Source organism: Sinorhizobium sp. P24N7, assembly GCF_042436655.1.
GTDB lineage: Bacteria > Pseudomonadota > Alphaproteobacteria > Rhizobiales > Rhizobiaceae > Sinorhizobium > Sinorhizobium meliloti_A.
Window position 1 is genome coordinate 153,721 of the sequence record NZ_JBHMIW010000010.1, and the last position, 18,563, is coordinate 172,283.

Annotated in this window: 15 protein-coding genes and 2 pseudogenes; 5 read left to right on the top strand and 12 right to left on the bottom strand. The window is 61.4% G+C overall.

What is annotated here, in order from left to right; genetic code table 11:
- Positions 1–38: 38 nt before the first annotated feature.
- Entirely contained in the window at positions 39–1,262 is a 1,224-nt protein-coding gene (locus ACFHWW_RS19050; protein ID WP_379940069.1) for an extracellular solute-binding protein, read from the bottom strand.
- A gap of 292 nt (positions 1,263–1,554) precedes the next feature.
- On the bottom strand, positions 1,555–2,673 hold the full coding sequence (locus tag ACFHWW_RS19055) for a GSU2403 family nucleotidyltransferase fold protein (protein WP_379940071.1): 1,119 nt from the start codon (positions 2,671–2,673) through the stop codon (positions 1,555–1,557).
- A gap of 293 nt (positions 2,674–2,966) precedes the next feature.
- Here ACFHWW_RS19055 and ACFHWW_RS19060 point away from each other — a divergent pair.
- Positions 2,967–3,156 (top strand): annotated as a pseudogene (locus ACFHWW_RS19060) (IS110 family transposase); the annotation flags it as partial.
- A 101-nt stretch (positions 3,157–3,257) separates the two neighbouring features.
- Here ACFHWW_RS19060 and ACFHWW_RS19065 read toward each other — a convergent pair.
- Positions 3,258–3,695 (bottom strand): annotated as a pseudogene (locus ACFHWW_RS19065) (type II 3-dehydroquinate dehydratase).
- A 185-nt stretch (positions 3,696–3,880) separates the two neighbouring features.
- On the opposite strand from ACFHWW_RS19065, the gene ACFHWW_RS19070 reads away from it, so the two are divergent.
- The 3 genes from ACFHWW_RS19070 (at position 3,881) to ACFHWW_RS19080 (ending at position 5,732) form a co-directional block, all read left to right on the top strand.
- Entirely contained in the window at positions 3,881–4,060 is a 180-nt protein-coding gene (locus ACFHWW_RS19070) for an Imm32 family immunity protein (RefSeq protein WP_275598814.1), read from the top strand.
- Between the two features lie 154 nt (positions 4,061–4,214).
- Positions 4,215–4,793 carry a cysteine hydrolase family protein gene (locus ACFHWW_RS19075; protein ID WP_379940073.1) on the top strand — a complete coding sequence of 193 codons (579 nt, stop codon included), beginning with the start codon at positions 4,215–4,217 and terminating at the stop codon, positions 4,791–4,793.
- A 201-nt stretch (positions 4,794–4,994) separates the two neighbouring features.
- Positions 4,995–5,732 (top strand): DUF899 family protein, encoded by a 738-nt coding sequence (locus ACFHWW_RS19080; RefSeq protein WP_379940075.1) that lies wholly within the window; start codon positions 4,995–4,997, stop codon positions 5,730–5,732.
- A gap of 230 nt (positions 5,733–5,962) precedes the next feature.
- Here ACFHWW_RS19080 and ACFHWW_RS19085 read toward each other — a convergent pair whose 3' ends face one another.
- From ACFHWW_RS19085 to ACFHWW_RS19115, 7 genes are all read right to left on the bottom strand, one after another.
- Positions 5,963–6,652, bottom strand: coding sequence for a class II aldolase/adducin family protein (locus tag ACFHWW_RS19085; protein WP_379940077.1), 690 nt, complete (start codon positions 6,650–6,652; stop codon positions 5,963–5,965).
- A complete protein-coding gene (locus ACFHWW_RS19090; RefSeq protein ID WP_379940259.1) occupies positions 6,645–8,117 on the bottom strand; it encodes an FGGY family carbohydrate kinase in 1,473 nt (490 codons plus the stop codon). The genes ACFHWW_RS19085 and ACFHWW_RS19090 overlap by 8 nt, the downstream gene beginning before the upstream one ends.
- Before the next feature lie 46 nt (positions 8,118–8,163).
- Positions 8,164–9,012, bottom strand: a complete 849-nt coding sequence (locus ACFHWW_RS19095) for a sugar phosphate isomerase/epimerase (protein WP_026168976.1) — start codon at positions 9,010–9,012, stop codon at positions 8,164–8,166.
- Between the two features lie 2 nt (positions 9,013–9,014).
- Positions 9,015–10,013, bottom strand: a complete 999-nt coding sequence (locus ACFHWW_RS19100; RefSeq protein ID WP_379940079.1) for an ABC transporter permease — start codon at positions 10,011–10,013, stop codon at positions 9,015–9,017.
- Positions 10,010–11,011 (bottom strand): ABC transporter permease, encoded by a 1,002-nt coding sequence (locus ACFHWW_RS19105; protein ID WP_275598812.1) that lies wholly within the window; start codon positions 11,009–11,011, stop codon positions 10,010–10,012. Before ACFHWW_RS19105 ends, ACFHWW_RS19100 begins: the two co-directional genes overlap by 4 nt.
- Positions 11,004–12,533: a sugar ABC transporter ATP-binding protein gene (locus ACFHWW_RS19110; RefSeq protein WP_379940082.1), complete on the bottom strand. Its 1,530-nt coding sequence runs from the start codon at positions 12,531–12,533 to the stop codon at positions 11,004–11,006. Before ACFHWW_RS19110 ends, ACFHWW_RS19105 begins: the two co-directional genes overlap by 8 nt.
- A gap of 108 nt (positions 12,534–12,641) precedes the next feature.
- On the bottom strand, positions 12,642–13,634 hold the full coding sequence (locus ACFHWW_RS19115) for an autoinducer 2 ABC transporter substrate-binding protein (RefSeq protein WP_127711376.1): 993 nt from the start codon (positions 13,632–13,634) through the stop codon (positions 12,642–12,644).
- A gap of 272 nt (positions 13,635–13,906) precedes the next feature.
- Between ACFHWW_RS19115 and ACFHWW_RS19120 the strand changes: the two genes are divergently transcribed.
- Positions 13,907–14,977, top strand: coding sequence for a LacI family DNA-binding transcriptional regulator (locus ACFHWW_RS19120; protein WP_379940084.1), 1,071 nt, complete (start codon positions 13,907–13,909; stop codon positions 14,975–14,977).
- 7 nt (positions 14,978–14,984) lie between these two features.
- On the opposite strand, the gene ngg is transcribed toward ACFHWW_RS19120, so the two are convergent.
- Both ngg and ACFHWW_RS19130 read right to left on the bottom strand, forming a co-directional pair.
- Complete coding sequence (gene ngg / locus ACFHWW_RS19125) at positions 14,985–16,772, bottom strand: N-acetylglutaminylglutamine synthetase (RefSeq protein WP_379940086.1); 1,788 nt, start codon at positions 16,770–16,772, stop codon at positions 14,985–14,987.
- Between the two features lies 1 nt (position 16,773).
- The gene (locus ACFHWW_RS19130) at positions 16,774–18,549 is read right to left on the bottom strand and encodes an N-acetylglutaminylglutamine amidotransferase (protein WP_379940088.1); all 1,776 of its coding nucleotides are present in this window, start codon (positions 18,547–18,549) and stop codon (positions 16,774–16,776) included.
- Positions 18,550–18,563 lie beyond the last annotated feature (14 nt).

Consider the following 18,563-nt stretch of genomic DNA (forward strand, 5'->3'; position numbering starts at 1 on the left):
GGTGCCCTGCTTCACGTTGCGCATCCGAGAACTCGGCCTTACTTTGCGAGCATCCGATCGAAGACGCTTTGTGCCGATGCCAAAGCGGTGTCGGCATCCGCCTCCCCGAGGATGACAGCATTGAGCGCAGCATTGATTGGCTGCATCCAACTTCCTCCGACGTTTCCAAAGAAATATGGCGTGACGTGATCGTCCGAGAGGCCTTCAAAAACCACTCGGCTTGTCATCTGTTCGGACTGGCCGCCCCGTAACCAGGGGTTGTGAGCCAGTGCGGTCCTGCTCGGGAGGGCCAGCCCTTGCTCCAAAACCCATTGCTGGGCCTCCTCTGTGGTCAGGAGCTCAGCGACCTTTGCAGCAGCCTTACGGACTTTCGAGGCCGCATTGACGGTCCAACCGACGGTAAAGACGATATTTCCTCGTTTGCCGCTTTCAGGGTCTTTCGGCATCCGGGCAGTGCCGAGGCTCATGTTTGGAGCACTATCGCGCAGGGCGCTGATGATCCAGGCGCCCTCGATCGCTGTGGCAGCCCGCTCGGACGCCAAGCAACCGCCGCTCCAGCTTTGACCTGCGTCGGCGGCCATAACGGCGGCCCCAGACTTCACGAGGCCGGTGTAAAAATCGAAAGCCCGCTGAAAACGCTCATCGAGCATAGTTTTTCCCCGACTGTCGAAAGGGCGCCAGCCCGTCGACACTGCAAAGGCGCCGAAGCGGGCATATTCCGGAACGATGCAGAGGCCATCGACCTCCGGAAGAGCCTTGTGCACCGCTACGAGTTTCTCCTGCAGCGTCGTCCAGGTATCGTCGTCGCTTGGATAGGCAACTCCCGCATCATCGAAGATGTCCTTGTTGAAATGTACCGCCAGCGTGTTGAAGTCCTTCGGGATCGCGTAAAGCTTCCCATCATAGGTGAAGGCTTCGAGGAGATTGACTGCAAAACCGAAAACGTCCTCCGTTACCGGTGCTGCTTGCCCGGCGCTGAAAATGGAGCGCGCCCAGAAGATATCGACGTAGAAGAGGTCTGGAGCGGTGCCCGCCGAAAGGCCGTTGATAATGAATTGCGAAAAGTCGCCATCAACGGGTTCGTACGTTACCGTGATGCCGGCTTTTTCGAGCTCGTCGGCAAGAACGTTGGTTAATAAGCCGTTGACGATGGCGACCTCGGACCCGCCCCAACCCGATACCCGCACAGTGTCCTCAGCAAACGCCGGCAAGCCAAGGAGCATGGTCGCCGTGGCAAGTGCTTTCGCAGGACGGAACGGCATATAGATCCTCCCTCCGATCAGAGATCAGGGACCAGAGCGGCAACTACGAGACGGCTTCCCGCTGCTCAGGAGGTAGATAGCTTCGCATGCGAAAACGTCGAGCAGCGCACCACCGCAAGAGCAGCCTGCCGTTGTTGATCGAACTCAGATATCCTCACCCTCTTCGGCTCGGCTAGGAGCTACGCCCCTCTTACTGACTATCGCACGCTTGCGTCGGGGCGATCTTCTCAGCACAGAAGGCTTACCTTTGGAGGCTCCTTGGTTGAGAAAAGATCTCTGTTCAACCGGCGTCTCACTTGGGTGAAGCCGTAGTTCTCTCCCGGAGATCGTAGTTGTTGGGATTCTCCTCCAACTTGTGGATACCCTCGGTAAGCCCTGATCGAATACGATGACGAACATCATTCTCGAGCTGGTCTATGCTCTTGCGAATTGCCTCTTTCCAGGCTGGACCACGGTCGTACGCTTCCATGAAGGCGTCGGCCAAGTCCTCCGTCTGTCGCGTTTCGATCATGGCTTCCATTATGGTGGCAGCCTGTGCTCGGTCCTTGCGACTCTTCGCCATGCCGTCATCGTCCGTCAGGCGACGGCTGGCGACGATGAGTTTATGAATGGCGTACCGCTGCGGAGCGGGGACATTCACCAGCACGCCGGCACCGTGCAGCAGAACGGCTCGGATCGGATGGTAAATCAGATAGTCGAGGAATCGGAGCGGCTGAGCCGCAGCTCCGCCGAGTGCGGGCATGGGTGTCGGTCGCCCGCCATATTCGTCAGAACCACGATTTGGAGTAAGGAATTCGACCTTGTAGCCCTTCCGAGACGCGTACTGCGTTGTGAAGCGACCGTCGGCTTGGTGAGGGATCTCCCTGAATGTCGGATCGACCTTCTTCAGCGTCTCGAGCATGGGCGGCACTTGATCGTCCACAGCCACCGAAATCGAATAGAACTGAGCGAAATCCGCATCGGCCGTAAGCATTGCCGTCCCCGGCAGGCGAACGCCTAATACTGCCGGATAACACTGGTAGGCGACGGTACCGATCAGGACGCCACGCAACCGGAAAAAACCGGCCTCAGCCAACGCCTGCACAATGTCCCCCGTTTGCCTTTCCGGGCGGGGTAGATACGCTTCGCGCACGAGAGTTGACACCAACTTTCGGCGCTCACGGATGCCTGCCTTTAAATCTTTGAAAGTTTCGACCCGTCTTGTGATCTCAGGATCCTCGACAGGGCCGACGTATGTTCGCTTCTTGCCGCCCGCCCCATCCGGTAGATCGAAGTACCAGTATCGACGCCCTTTCACCTCAGCAGTGATAAACCGGCCTTCTACATTGAACTCGCCTGCGAACGAGCCATCAAGAGATCGCTGCGAGAGCTCGCTGTAGAGCGTCTGGTAGGTGTGCGAGATGTTCTGCATTACGTTGTTACCATGTTCGCATAGATGGTAATAGCAGAAATTCGCTACAATGTCACCCGGGAGTTGTTACCAAAATTGCGTTAATGGTAACAACAGTCCGCTCCAAGCTCTGTTCCCAGTCCACAGACAGGTTCCGGCCGATACGTTATGCGATCTTTTGAAACGGGCTTTGCGCCAATCCCTGGTGAGCTTAATCCCTCGCCGAGTGCTTGCTTCTGTTGGGGTGGACGGCCCCGAACGGCATCGAATGTGCCAGAGTGAGTCGTTGTGAACTCAAGCAAAGGGAGCCGTCCGTGGAGCAGATTATTCGTATTGGCATGGATACGCCAAAACATGTCTTTCAATTGCATGGCGTCAACGCTGCTGAGCAACCGATCCTGCGCAAGAAGTTGCGCCGTAAGGAAATGATGGGCTTTTTTCGCGCAATGCCCGCCGACTGTGATTGCGATCGACTTTTCAGCGCACATCCGCTGGTTCGCGCGCGGCGCAGGGCCAGCTCCTTAGACGCGCTACCCGCGATGTTAAGTGGCGAAGGCGCTCTGCTGCCATCACGAGAACAGTTAAATTGAGTCGTGGGTGCGCTATCAAATCTGTTTCAGGATCAGCATCTCCAGCGCCTTCACAGCCAGCGGGTATCCCTCCGCCCCCAGCCCCGCCATAACGGTGGTCGCCGTCATCGAGACATAGGAGCGGTGATAAATTGGCTAGCGGCGATGAACGTTGCTGATGTGAAATTCTATAATCGGCCCCTTGAACATCTTGAGGGCGTCCAGGAGTGCGACCGAGGTGAACATGAAGGCGGCAGGATTGATAATGATCCCCTCGCCCTCGTCGATTGCTTCATGAACCCAGTCGATCAACTGTTCTTCGCTATTGGTCTGACGAAACTCTACCGGCCGATCTCCCGCCGACTCCCGGCACCAGGCCTCGACTTCGGCCAGTGTCGTCGTCCCGTAGATTTCAGGCTCTCGCTTGCCAAGGCGGTTGAGGTTAGGCCCGTTCAGAATGTAGATCGGCTTCATGATCACTCCCATCAGCCCTGGTAACCAAGCAGCCTTGGCAGCCAGAGCTCGACGCCGCGGAAGTGTTTAGGCTACCGAACGCCCGCAGAAGTCTTCCGCAAGAAACTACTCGCGCAAATGCGACGTGTCGGTTAGCGTGTCACGCTCAGGTCGCAGTTCGGCACGAATTCACAGGGCTGAACCTGTTGATCAGCAAGCTGGAAGCATTGCGTAACTCCGGCGATCACTCGCATCTTCTGACACCCTCGTGGGCTGGCGACACGCTTACTGAGGAAAAGCAAGGAGCCGATAGGTATAAGCTCGTCCACCACTTGCGCTCTCCGTGGTTCGGCCATTCATTCTCCAGCAAATCAAGGGTGTCGTAGGGCCGCAGAACTGGCGTTTCATAACGTTTGCAGCGTCACCGCAGCCAATCCGAGCGTTTCGCGCACCTGGCCAGTCCGTGAGAGCTGGAACTCCACTCCTCTGTTGGAGTTCTTACCGTCATGTCGCTCTCAGAAGAAGGACGATGCGTAGGAAATGAATCCGGGAAAATGGGCGCATCTGTGCATAGATATGCAGCGCATGTTCGCCGAGGATACTCCTTGGCAAGTTACCTGGATGCCGAAGGTATTCGACCAGGTCGTTGAAGTTGCAGGCCGGTTTCCGGAGCGCACGATATTCACGCGTTTCGTGCCGCCGTCCGCCCCTGAGGAACTGCCAGGCATGTGGCAGGCGTACTACGAGAAATGGCCGATGATGACGACTACCCAACTTGATCCGGTTCTGGTGGATCTGGTTCCGGACCTGAAAAGATTGGTACCGCCAGCACGCATTTTTGACAAAAGGACCTATTCGCCCTGGACGGATGGTCGCCTGCACAGCGCCTTGCTTCATCAGGATATCGGCACACTGGTCGTAACAGGAGGCGAGACGGACATCTGCGTGCTGGCCGCGACGCTTGGGGCTATCGATCTCGGCTACAATATTATCCTGCTGAAGGATGCGGTATGTAGCGCGACCGATCAAACGCACGATGCATCGCTGGAACTTCTCAGCAAGCGCTTCTCAGTTCAAGTAAAGGTTATGAACACCGAGGAGTGGTTATCGTCATTTTAGAGCCTGCGCGAAACGAGCGGAGCTGTTCCTGGATCCCTACGCGACCTTAGAAGGACGAGCTGAGCAGATTGTGCGCCGGAGGTGCTGAACGGTCCTGACGGCAGTCTTGCGGCCGACGGCCTTTCGGCGACCGACCAGCCGGCTGAGCGGACTCCTTGAGCTGTGTTACACTCCGGCCCATCGCTTCAATGGAGTGGTCCCATGGGCATAACGTTTCCGAACGAAAGTTCAAGTTATCGCACCGCTCGCGACAAGCTACTGCAGCGCGAAGCAGCACTCAGGCGCGAAATGGAATCCGTGGCCGCAGAGATCCGAGCACTCCCTCCGGGCGGGGTCGTTCCCGAGGACTATGAATTCGACCACATGGACGGAAAGGGGACATTGGCAAAGGTGCGACTCTCCGAGCTGTTTCGGCCCGGCACCGATGTCTTGATCCTCTACCATTATATGTTCCCTCGCCATCGCAGCGATAAGCGGCCCAAACCGAGCAGCGGGCCGATGGCAGAGCTGCCGATCGAAGACGGTCCGTGCCCGTCTTGTACTGCCCTACTCGACAACTGGGAGGGAGCGGTGCCGCACGTAGAGGGTATGGGCGTAAACATCGCGGCTGTTGCAAAGGCGCCTATCGAGCAGGTTGCAGCCTTTGCGGCTCATCGGGGCTGGCGCAGGCTGAAGCTCCTTTCTGCCGCGAACAATAGCTTCAAACACGACTACCACGGCGAGGACGCGGAGGGCCAGCAATTGCCGATCCTTACCGTGTTTCACAAAGGCGCGGACCGGCTGATCAGGCTGAGCTGGGCCTCTGAACTGTTGTTCTTGCCGGCCGAGCCGGGGCAGGATCCACGGCATTTGGGCACTGTCGAGCCGATGTGGACCCTCTTGGACCTCACTCCCGGAGGGCGGCCGAATACCGACGAACAGTTCGAATACCAAGGCTGACAACCCGCTTTGCCGAGGTGCTAGTCTCGTGACCTCGCCAAGAGGGCTATCGATCGCAATTGCCGTGGCTCGCGCCTGCCGAATGATGCTTTCTGCGCGAGAAATCAGCGAACTCTCTGAAGAAGCGCACAGTTGAGTGCCGCGACGCAATTGGGCGGCGAAGGCGATCCGCGGCGGAAGGGCGAGGGAGACCACCCACGAAGAGTGGCCACCCCCTCTGCCCGGCTTCACTACACGCGCGGGCGCGCCACGTCGTTCACTCCCTCCGGATCCGGCGCCTGGCCATAGCTCATACGCCGCATCTGGGCGATCACCCGCTCCATTTCGTCGTCCGGCAGTACGGGCGGCTCTCCGAGCGTCAGAGCCTGAACATAGATCCGCGATAGCGTCTCCACCTCGATTGCAAGCCACAATGCCTGTTCCAGCGTTTTGCCGAGCGATATCTGACCGTGCTGCCCGAGCAGGCAGGCCAAACGGTCGTTGAGGGCAATAAGCGCGTTGTCGGAGAGCGCCTGCGTTCCGAAGGTCGCATATTCGGCGCAGCGGATCGTGGTGCCTCCGGCAATCCCCGTCATGTAGTGAAAGCTCGGAATGGTCTTGTGATGGCAAGCGAGCGTCGTCGCGTAGATCGAATGGCAATGCAGGACCACGTCGATATCGGTGCGCGCGCGCAGAATGTCGCGATGGAAGCGCCACTCCGATGACGGGCGGTGGCCCACATAGGTGCCGTCGAATCCCATTTCCACCAGGTCGTCCGGCTGCATCGTGTCATAGGGCATGGAGGACGGCGTGATGAGGAAGCCGTCATCGGTGCGGACGGAAAGATTGCCGGCCGTGCCCTGGTTGATGCCGCTCGAATTCATCCGCCGGCAGATGTCCACCATTTCCCGCCGGAGTGCCAGCTTGTCCGTCTCAGCCATGAAGATTTCCTTTCGTGTTCCGGAATTTATCTCTGTTGCCCGGCATTGCGCGGGCGATCGCGCGCCAATCGGCGGCATAGCGGGAAAGTTCGGGATTGAGCCGCGCAAGATCGACGGGCTCGCTGAGGGCAAGCGGCGCCGGCCCCTTACGCGTCTCGTGACCGGCAAGCAGCGCCGCACCGGCGGCAACACCATAGGCGTCGAGATTGAAGCGCACCTGGCGCTTGGGAAGCAATGCCGCAACCACACCCGCATAAAGAGGATCGCGCAGGAAGCTGCCGTCGAGCACGATGAGGCGATCCGTGGAAAGCGCCTCGATGCATTCCACCGTCAGCAGCGCACAATAGAGGAGCGCCAGGGCCTTGCGCTCCATTGCCGTCTCGGCCACAGGTCCAAGGATGCGCCCGCTTCCGGCGCTGCCGGGGAAAAGACCATCGTCGTCGCCGAAGGAGGGCACCGCGATGGTCCGCTGCGCAACCAGACGCCCGAGGACCTCAATGGGGGCGTCGTCCGTCGGCGGATTGGAACCGGCGATTTGGGAGAATTCCCGCCCGCCCATTGTCAGAATCCCGCCGAGGTGGTTTCCGAAAACGTCGCTGTTAAGCGTCATACCCCGGTGCCCATCGAGGCGCTCGACCGGTGTCGTTCGTGAAAAGCCGACGATCCAGGTACCCGTCGAGATCACCGTGAAATCTCGAAGTCCCGCGGCGTGATAGCGATAATGATTGAGGCTGCTGTCGTGGCCGCCCGTGAGGACGCGCATTTCTGCCGGGAGTCCGAACCTGCGGACGAGTTCGGGCCGGATCGGCCCGAGCGTCTGCCAGGCTTTCGCAAAGGGCGGCATCAGCCGCTCCCAGCCGCGGGCATCGACGATCGGTGAGAAGCGCCTTTCGGCGACATTCCAGAGATGCGACTGTGCCCCGAGAAAGCTCGCTTCAGACGCGGCGACGCCGGAAAGCCGCCAGGCCCAATATTGCGGCAGGCCGAGATACCAGCGCGCTTTCCCGAAAGCTTCCGGTTCGCGCTCCTCCATCCAATAGAGCTGGCGGGCCTGATGGGTCGCGCCATGCATGGTCGCGCTGCCGCGGTCGAGAAACGTACCGGCAAGCGGGATATAGCCGTCGCGGATATCCGGCGGCAACGGCTGCTCGTAATCGACCATAGGAAGCGCCGCACCATCGCCGGCCTCGGGGTCGGAACCGGTCAGAACGCCGCCCGAGCCGTGCCCGGCCGCGACGACAGCGGCAAGTTCATGGCGCCGCGACAGAGCCGCCAGCGTCGCGAAAACCCATTCGCCCAGCTTCGTGAGGTCGTGGTGGCGCCAGGGAGGCCCGGGGAGGACGGGATTGGGGACGCTGATCGTCTCCGCCACCGCCCCGTCGGCCCCGACCGCGCTCAGCTTGACGTTGGTCTTGCCGATGTCGAGAACCGCGACCGGAGCCGCGCCGCTGTCTCGATCGTTCATCGCATCCACCGTCTCTTCTCCCCGACCGTGCTCGCGCCAACCTCGTTCAGATCAGGCCGTATTGCGTGGCCTTGTTGCGCAGGAACGGCAGACCGTTGCCCATCACTTCCTCCTCGTCCTTTGCGACCGGACGCCAGACGGCAAGGCCATAAGCCACTTCCGGCGGCATATTGATGAAGCTTTCCATGGCAAGACCACCCTTGAAGCCGATCGCCGCAAGCGTCGAGAAAATCTCGTCCCAGCCGCAGGTGCCGTAGCCGGGCGTGCCGCGGTCGCTTTCGGAAAGATGGATGTATTTCAGGTACTCGCGGGCATCGAGGATGCCTTTGCCGACGCCTTTTTCCTCGATGTTCATGTGATAGGTATCGAGGTGCACGAAGACGTTGTCGGCTCCGACCCGCTCGATCATCTTGACCGCCTGCCAGCCGGTATTGATCAGGTGGTTCTCGTAGCGATTGACGGCCTCGACGCCAAGCTCGATGCCGCGCGACTTGGCGTGCTTGGCCGCGGCCTGCAGCACGCGCGCGATGTTGTCATACTCCTGGACAGTCGGCGGCACGCCGGTGCGCTCGCCGATGCCGCCATAGATGACGCCCGACAGCGCCTCGCCGCCGAGATCGGCAGTCTTGTCGATTGCGATCTTCAGATGGTCGATCGCCGCCTCGGGCCGCACCGAGGCCCACGCCGGCTCCGGCAGGCCGAGCGAGCAGACCGCCCGCAGCCGGTTCTTCTCGAGCAGGGCGCGGGTGTGCTCCGTGTCGACGGCAGGCGGATTGAGCATCGGGATCTCGATGAAATCGACCTTGTATTTGACCGCGGCGGCTACCGCCCGTTCGGCGCCGGGACGATCCCAGTTCATCGTCCACATGCTCGTATGTACGCCAAAACCCTGCATCGTCATGATCCTCTTCTGACAATTGAAATCCTGATTTTCGAAACGACCCAACGCAGAATCATCACGCCGACGAGAAGGATGCCCCAGACGGCGGTCGCGAGATGCTGGTTGGCTCCGATGAGATTGAGCCCGGACGAAAGAAGCTGCAGCACCACCAGCGCGACGAAGACGGGGATCACCCGGCCGAAGCCCCCAAACGGATTGACGCCGCCGAGGAAGCACGCGAGCACCGTGATCAGCAGATAGGACTCGCCATGACCGATGCGCACCGAATTGAAGCGCGCCAACATGATGATGCCGGCGATCGCGCACATGACCCCGGAAAGCGTGTAGACAAGCACGATCGCCTTGCGCGTGTTGATGCCTGAATAGCGCGTCGCCTCGAGATTCGAGCCGATCATGTAGGTGTTGAAGCCGAGCTTTGTGCGACCGAGAAGCAGATGCCAGGCGAGCACGCAGACGACGAAAACGATCAGCGGGACGGGAATGCCGGCGACGGAGCCGTGGCCGATCACGCCGACGAAGGGCGGAAATCCGGAGATGTCGCCCCCGCGCGTCAGGAACTCGCCAAGGCCGCGCAGGAAGATCATCATCGACAGGGAGACGAGGATCGGATGGGCGCGTGTGAACGCGATCACCAGGCCCATGATGACTCCGCTTGCCGCACCGACCATCACGGCAAGGAGGGAGCCGACGAGGAAGATTCCGAAGCCCGCGTCGGCCCCTCCGTTCGCCTTGAGGATCCAGGCAAGGGTCAGTCCGGCCAGATTGGCGGTGAAGGTAATTGCGAGATTGAGGCCGCCGGTCAGGATCGGCAGCAGCATGGCAAGCGTCAGGAGCCCGAGTTCCGGCAGCTGGAAGGCGACGGAGCCGAAGGTCGCGGCGCTCAGGAATTGCGGCGAGGCGATCCCGAAGACGAGGACGACGGCGACGAAGGCGAGCCCCGGACCGGCCATTTCCGGCCCTATGGCGGCCTTGATCCTTTCGAAGACTGTGGTCATCGGCCCGTTCCCTTCTGACCGACAAAAGGCAGCAGGCGCTCTATCCGCGTGTTGGAAAGCGTGATGGCGATCAGAATGATCGCGCCGATAATCATCTTGAAGGCGAAGGGCGACACGCCCATCAGGTTCAGTCCGTTCTGAGTGATCGAGATCAGAAGCACGCCGAGCACGCAGCCGAGCACGGTGCCCTTGCCGCCGCCGAGGCGCGCGCCGCCGAGCACGACCGCGGCGAGCACGTCGAGTTCGCGGCCATAAAGCGCGTTCGGCACGACTTCCTGAGCATAATGCGCCTGGATGAGACCGCCTATGCCGGCCATGAGACCAAGCCAGCCGAAGGCAATGAATTGCATGGCACCGATATTGATGCCGAAGCGGCGGGCGCCTTCCGGATTGTCGCCGAAGGCGTAAAGCTGGCGGCCCGTCGTCGTCCGCGTGATCAGCGTCCATGTCGCAATGACGCAGACGACCATGACGAGAACCGGAAGCGTGATCTCGATCCAGGTGCCGTCGGGCATTTCACGCTCGAAGAGGATCACGCGGTCCGTCAGCCAGTCAGGCAGGTCGTAGATCGACACGCCCCGGGTGAAGAACATCAGCAATCCGAAATAGATATTGAAGGTAGAGATCGTGGCGACGATCGAAATGATCCGGAAGCGGTGGATCAGAAAGGCGTTGAAGCAGCCGAGCAGCACGCCCAGCGAACCGGCGATGAGAAGCCCGGAGATCCAGCCGCCGCCGCCGATCCAGCCGAGCGCGATCGCTGTGCCGTATTGGACGACGGAAGCGGCCACGGCGAAGGAGATGTCGATGCCGCCGGCGATCAGCACCACCAGAAGGCCGACGGCGAAGATGATGTTGACGGCGCTGATGTTCAGGAGATCGAAGGCGTTGCCGAGCGAGAAGAAATTCGCCGTCGCGAAGGAGAGCACGGCACTGATGACGACGATCACCGCCAGCAGCGAAAATTCCGTCGCGTGAGTGCGGATCAAGCTACGCATAGACGGCCGCCTCGATCTCTTCCAGCCGCGACTGGCGCGGATCATAGGTTCCGACGATGCGGCCCTGGGCCATGTGCAGGACACGGTCGGCATTGAAATAGACTTCCGGCACCTCGTCCGAGATCAGGATAATCGCAAGCCCGCTCTCGGCGAGCTTGGCGACGATGTCGAAGATCCCGGCCCGTGCCCCGACGTCGACGCCAACTGTGGGCGAATCAAGGATCAGCAGTTTGGGATCGGTGGCAAGCCATTTGGCGATCGCCACGCGCTGCTGGTTGCCGCCGGAAAGCGTCGATATCGCGTCGGCGTGATGGCCGATCTTGACGCCGAGATCGGCGATCCAGCGGGAGACGAGACTTCGTTTGCGATCTTCGGAAAGAAGCCCCCCGGAGAGAATCTTGTGCAGCGAGGCGATAACCAGATTGTCGGCGATCGCCTGCGGCTGGATGAGCCCGAGTGACAAACGGTCCTCCGACAGATAAGCGACGCCGGCCCTGATCGCCTCGCGGTTCGAGCCGAAGCGGACCTCCCGGCCATCGATACTGATCGTCCCGGATGCGGGCTTGAGCATGCCGAAGAGGGTGAGCGCCAGCTCGGTCCTCCCTGCCCCGAGCAGACCGGTTATGCCGACCGTTTCGCCGCGGCGAACGGTCAGCGAAACGTCTTCGAAGTCGCCCGGCCTGGTGAGGCCGCGAACTTCGAGAACGGCCGGCTGGTCCTCCTTCGGGCGCGCGCGGACGTGCTGATCGAAGGTCTTGCCGGTCATGAGTTCGGTGATTTTCGACTGCGTCATGCCGGCTGCGGGATAGACCCCGACCAGCGCGCCGTCGCGCAAGACCGTGATCCGGCTCGAAATCTCCAAAACCTCGGCAAGCCGGTGGCTGACGAAGACGACCGCGACGCCGGAGGCGGACAGGCTGCGGACGATTTCGAGCAGATGGTCCGTTTCCGATTGCGTCAGCGATGCCGTCGGCTCGTCCATGAAGACCAGTTTCGCCTCCCCGACCAGCGCCCGGGCAATCGCCACGATCTGACGCTGGGCGATCGCATATTCCTTGAGCGGCAGGTCCACGTCGAGCGTGATGCCCAGCCGGGCCAGCGCATCGACCGCGATCCTGCGCATGCGGCCGTAATCCACCAGCCGCGGCCGCCCGCCGAGCACCTCGTGGAAGGCGATGTTTTCCGCGACGCTCATTTCCGGGAAAAGCGCAAGGTCCTGCCAGATGACCTGAATGCCGCGATCCTGTGCGGTGACCGGCGACATATGCGAATAGGTTTCGCCTTCATATTCGATGACCGCCCCTTCGGCCGGGCGGTAGACGCCCGTGATCACCTTGATGAGTGTGCTCTTGCCGCAGCCGTTCTCTCCGGCGAGGCAATGGACCTCGCCCGGGCGCACGTCGAAGCTGACATTCTTCAGTGCCTTGACGCCGCCGAAAGTCATATTGATGTTGCGAAGAGACAGAAGCGGCTTGTCCGTGCTCGCCGCGCTTGCCGACTGGTGCATGCTATCGAGGCCCATCGATGGTGTTTCCAGAGGATCTGCCAGGCCGGCCGGAGCCGGCCCAGCAGCCGGGAGAACCCGTTGGCGGGGCGGGATGCGCTTGGCTCCCGCCCCGCTTCTATCCGTTCAGAGGCCCATTGCGGCGAGGTCGGCGACCGTCTCCTTGTTGATCGGTACGAGCTGGTCGACGATGATGTTGCGGTTTTCGAAGTCGGGGTGGATCACGCCGAGACCTTCGATTTCCTCGCCGTCCTTGATTTCCTCGCCCTTCATGAGCTTGTCGGCGAGCGTCACGAAGACTTCGCCGGCCTGCTTGGGATTCCACATGAAGCCGCCGGAAATCGCATCGGACTTGATGAGCTTCTGGCCCTGACCGGGCGAGAAGGGCCCGAGAACGAAGATCTCGCCGACCTTGCGGCGCTCCTCGATGGCGCGGCCGGCGCCGATCGGCCCCTGGCTTCCGAAAGCGAGGAAGCCTTTGAGATTCGGATGAGCGGAGATCAGGTCGAGAGCCGTCGAGCGGCTCTTGTCCACATCCTCTGCGACGCCGTAGCGATCGCCGACGAGCGTCATCTCGGGATGGTTCTTCTTGATGTATTCAATTGCCGCGTCGGCCCAGGCATTGTGCAACGGCACCGTCAGCGAACCGACGAAGACGGCATATTCGCCCTTGCCGCCCATTTTCTCCGCAAGCAGCTTTGCATGCGCCTCACCGAAGCCGGTGGCGGACGCGAGTTCGAAGTCCCAATCCGCGCCCTTCTGGCTGGGGGATTCATGCGTGATGACGATAATGCCCTTTTCCCTGGCCTTGGTGAGGACCGGCTCCAACACCTTGGCGTCGTTGGGTACGACGCCGATGACTTTGACGTTCTGGGCGATCAGATCTTCGATCGCGCGAACCTGCAGTGCCGGATCGGCACTGGTCGGCCCGACCATGAAGGCGTCGACGCCGAGCTCTTCGCCGCGCTCCTTGATACCGGCCTCCATGGCGTTGAACCACGGTATGCCGCCGATCTTGACGACGACACCGACCTTGCCCGCATCCTGCGCAGCGGCGCTATAGGCACCCGCAAGCGAAAGCGACGCCGCCAGGGCGGCGGCAAGAATTTTCCTGATCATGTCTCTCCTCCACATGTTCCCCCAAGGGAACGCTCCCGGGCGCGTCATGCGCCGGCCTCCAGCTCGACTCTCTTGGACGGGAGGGAATGTCCCGCCGCCGACGGCCGCCTCCTCAGACGGCACCTACGATTTGCACAATCGATATTTCTTTTTTGCACAATCGATGGTGCAATGACTATCGTGCAGAGTTAATCTTACGTCAAGCCGAAATCGGCACTAGAGCAATTCCAGAAAACGCGCGCATCGGTTTTCCGGAGTTTGGAGGAGGTCAGATGACGAACGGCGGCAGGAAGAAGGCGACCATCTATGATCTTTCGGTGCTGTCCGGGAGCTCGCCCTCCACCGTCAGCGCGGTGCTGAACGGCACGTGGCGCAAACGACGGATCAAGGAAAGCACCGCGGAGCACATCCGGAACCTCGCCGAAACGCATCAGTACACTGCCAACAGGCAAGCACGGGGCCTGCGCAGCTCCCGCTCCGGCCTCGTCGGCCTGCTCCTGCCCGTGCACGACAACCGCTACTTTTCTTCGCTCGCCCAGACCTTCGAGGCGCATGTGCGCAGCAAAGGTCAATGTCCGATCGTCGTCAGTGCCAGCCGCGACCCCGAGGAGGAGCGCAGGACGGCCGAAACGCTGATCTCCTATTCCATCGACGAATTGTTCATCTGCGGCGCGACGGATCCCGATGGCGTGCACGAGGTCTGCGAAGCGGCCGGCCTGAAGCATATCAATATCGACCTTCCCGGTACGAAAGTGCCGTCGGTGATCAGCGACAATTTCGAAGGCGGCCGCCTGCTGACCGAGGCGATCATCCGCCACTTCCCCGCCGAGCGGCCGCTCGAGCCCGACGATCTCTACCTGTTCGGGGGCCGCGACGATCACGCCACACGCGAGCGCATACGCGGCTTCCGCGCCGTGAAGGAGGAGTTGCTGGGCGCCGACCCGGACGAATGCATATGGCCGACCGGCTATGCCGCCGACAACGCGCGAAAGGCCTTCGAAGCTTTCTACGAACAGCATGGAAAACTGCCACGCGGCTTCTTCGTCAACTCATCGATAAATTTCGAGGGATTGCTGCGTTTCATGGCCAAGCATCCGCTCGAGAATTTCACGGATCTGGTCGTCGGATGCTACGACTACGACCCGTTCGCCTCCTTCCTCCCCTTCCCCGTCATCATGATCCGGCAGAATATCGAGGGAATGATCGCCAGGGCCTTCGAAGTGATCGAAGAACCGAGAGCGTCCTTGCAAATACACATGATCCAGCCGCAGCTCGTGCCGCCGAGAACGGCCTTGACCGGGCCGCTCGACGCGCTGATGGACAGCGAGATACCGCAGGAGTGACGGGCTGCTACATCGCCGTGCGGCTGCCGGGGAAAAGCAGCTCGATGAAGCTCGCCGCCGTCGGCTGCGGCTCGTGATTTGCCAGGCCGGGACGCTCGTTGGCCTCGATGAACACGTAGTCCGGTTCCGCCGGATCGCGGACCATCAGGTCGATGCCGACCACCGGGATGTTGATTGCCCGCGCCGCGTTGCAGGCGGCCTCGACAAGATCGGGATGCACGATCTCCGTCACGTCATGGATCGACCCGCCCGCATGGAGGTTGGCGGCCTTGCGAACCGTAATCTCCCGCCCCTCGGCCAGTATCGTTTCGAGATCGAGACCCTGTTCCGCAAGGCAGCGATCCGTCTCCGCGTCGAGCGGAATCCGGCTTTCGCCACCCGTGGCGGCCTCGCGGCGGCGCGACTGTTTCCCGATGAGGGAGGCGATCTTGCTGCGGCCGTCGCCGATGACGCGCGGCGGCAAGCGAACCGCGGCGGCAACAAGCGTATAGTCAATGATCACGAGACGGAGGTCTTCTCCCTCGAAAAAGGCTTCGAGCAGTACCCGGTCGCAGACCTGACGGGCCGATGCGATTGCCTCCTCCAGCGCTTCCATCGTCGTGATGCCGACCGAGATGCCCCGACCCTGCTCGCCGCGCGCCGGCTTGACCACCACCTTGCCGTGTTTTTCGAGAAAGGCGCGAACTGCCTCGCGGTCCTCCCCCACTTCCATCTGGTCCGGCACGACAAGGCCCGCCGTGGAGACCATGCGCCGCGTAATCGCCTTGTCGTCACAGATCGACATCGCGACGCCGGAAGTCAGTTCCGAAAGGCTCTCGCGGCAATGAATCGAGCGGCCGCCATGGGAGAGGCGGAAAAACCCGCCTTCCGCGTCGGTGATCTCGACATGGATCCCGCGCCGCGTGGCCTCGTCGACGATGAGCCGCGCATAGGGATTGAGCGCATCGTAGGATTGATGCGGAATCGCGAAAAACTTCTCGTTGATCGCGTTCTTCCGCTTGATGGCGAAAAGCGGCATGCGGCGGAAATTCAGCTTCTCGTAGAGCCTGATCGCCATCGTATTGTCGTGCATGACCGACAGGTCGACATAGGAAAGGCCGCGTGCCTGGAAATGCTCGGCAAGCTTGCGGACCAGATGTTCGCCGATGCCCGGCTGGCGCGCCTGCGGATGCACCGCGAGACACCACAGCGAAGCGCCGCGGTCCGGATCGTCGAACAGTCTCTGGTGGTCGATCCCGGTCACCGTGCCCACGATTTCGCCCGTGGCGTCGTCCTGCGCCACGAAATAGGTCAGCGATCGGTCGTCCCGCTCGGAAGAGAAGAAATCGGATCGGATCTGGACCATGCCGCAGGCGGCATAGACCCGGTTGATGCCGTCTCCGTCAGCTTCCGACGCGAGCCTGCGGATCGTGATGCCTCGCGTTCGGCGGGTGTTTGCACGGTAGGTCCACAGGTCGAGCCGGTACGTGTGCGACGGGTCCAGGAAAATTTCCTGAGGCGCCCGTGACAGAAGCACGTGCGGGTCCCGTACGTAAAAGGCGATATCCCGGCTCGAGGGAGCCTCCTCGCGCAACTCGGACAACAGCTTCTCGTCGTCGGAAAACGTCTGGGCGAACAGGAGCCTGCCCCAACCGCAGTCGAGCACGACATCCCGCTTCGCCCCTCCGGAGGCCCTCGACCCCTCGGCGTCGCGCCCCGGCTGGGTGTGCGTCCGCAGCCGGTTCAAACGGTGCGTGACTGCCTTGGTGCCCTTGCTGCGTTGACGCGGCAATGCGATCTCGCGCGTCTTCTTCATGCTACACCCCCTGCGCTTCAAGCCACATTTCAAGCAGTCCGACCTGCCACAGCTCGGAGCCGCGTAGCGGCGTGATGTGATCCGACGGCGCTTCGAACAGGCGGTCGAGATAAGCTTCTTTGAAGATGCCCCGCTCACGGGCCTTCTGAGAGCGCAAGGTGTCGCGGATCAGGTCGAGATACGGACCGGCGATATATTTGAGCTGCGGCACGGGGAAATAGCCCTTCTTGCGGTCGATGACCTCGCTCGGAATGATCCGGCGCGCCACATCCTTCAGAATGCCCTTGCCGCCGTCGCGCAGCTTTTCCTCCGGCGGCATGCGGGCGGCAAGTTCCACCAGCTCGTGGTCGAGGAAAGGCACGCGCGCTTCCAGGCCCCAGGCCATGGTCATGTTGTCGACGCGCTTAACGGGATCGTCGACGAGCATGACGTTGCTGTCGAGGCGGAGCGCCTGATCGACGGGCGTATCGGCGCCCTCGCGCAGGAGATGCTCGTTCAGCAAGTCGCCGCTCACGTCGTGGTCGGCAATCCAGGAATCCGACAACTGGGTGGCCAGGACCGCGTGGGAACGGTCGCGGAAGGCCTTGCCGTAATCCGCAACGACGTCGTTGGAGTTCATCAGCGGCGGGTACCAGTGGTAACCGCCGAAGACCTCGTCCGCACCCTGTCCAGACTGTACGACCTTGACGTGCTTCGAAACTTCCTTCGAGAGCAGATAGAAGCCGACATTGTCATAGGAGACCATCGGCTCGGACATTGCGGCGATGGTCCCGGGCAAGGCCCCCATCAGATCGGCGGACGGGACGAATATCTTGCGATGATCCGTACCGAAGTGGCCGGCGATGAGGTCCGAATAGACGAATTCGTCGCCCTTTTCGCCGTTCGCCTCCTCGAAGCCGACGGAAAAGCTCATGAGGCCGCGCTGGCCCGCTTCCGCAAGCAGCCCGACGATCAGGCTGGAATCGACGCCGCCGGAAAGAAGCACGCCGACCGGCACGTCGGCGATCATGCGGCGCTTCACGGCAATGCGCAGCGCGTCCAAAAGCTGCTCCTGCCACTCCTCGCGCCTAATGGCTGCGTCGCCTGCCTGGCGGCGATAGGGCGGATCCCAGTAGCGCCGGTCCTTGAAGCTCCCGTCGCGCTGATAGACGCGAAGGGTCGCAGGCGGCAGCTTACGCACGCCGTTCAGGATCGTGAGCGGCGGCGGCACGACCGCGTGGAAGGTCATGTAATTGTGGAGCGCAGCCACGTCGATCGAGGTGTCGACGCCACCCGCCTTGACGAGCGCGGGCAAGGCGGAAGCGAAGCGCAAGGCGCCTTGGGCTTCGGCGATATAGAGCGGCTTGATGCCGAAACGGTCGCGCGCCATGACGACACGTCCGCTGTCACGCTCGTGAATGACGAAGGCGAACATGCCATGGAAGCGCGAGACGCATTCCTCGCCCCATGCATGCCACGCCTTCAGGATGACCTCGGTATCGCCGGACGAGAAGAATCTGTAACCCTTCTCTTCAAGCGCCGACCTCAGTTCGCGGAAATTGTAGATGCAGCCGTTGAAGACGAGCGAAAGGCCGAGGTCAGGATCGACCATGGGCTGCTGCGACTTGTCGGAGAGGTCGAGGATACGCAATCGCCGATGTCCCAACCCGACATTCCCGCGCACCACCACGCCCGACGCATCCGGCCCGCGAGGGGCAAGGACGTCCGCCATGATCGAGACTGCCGTAACCGACGGCGAACCGCCATCGAACCTGACTTCTCCACAAATTCCACACATGAACCGGGTCGAAA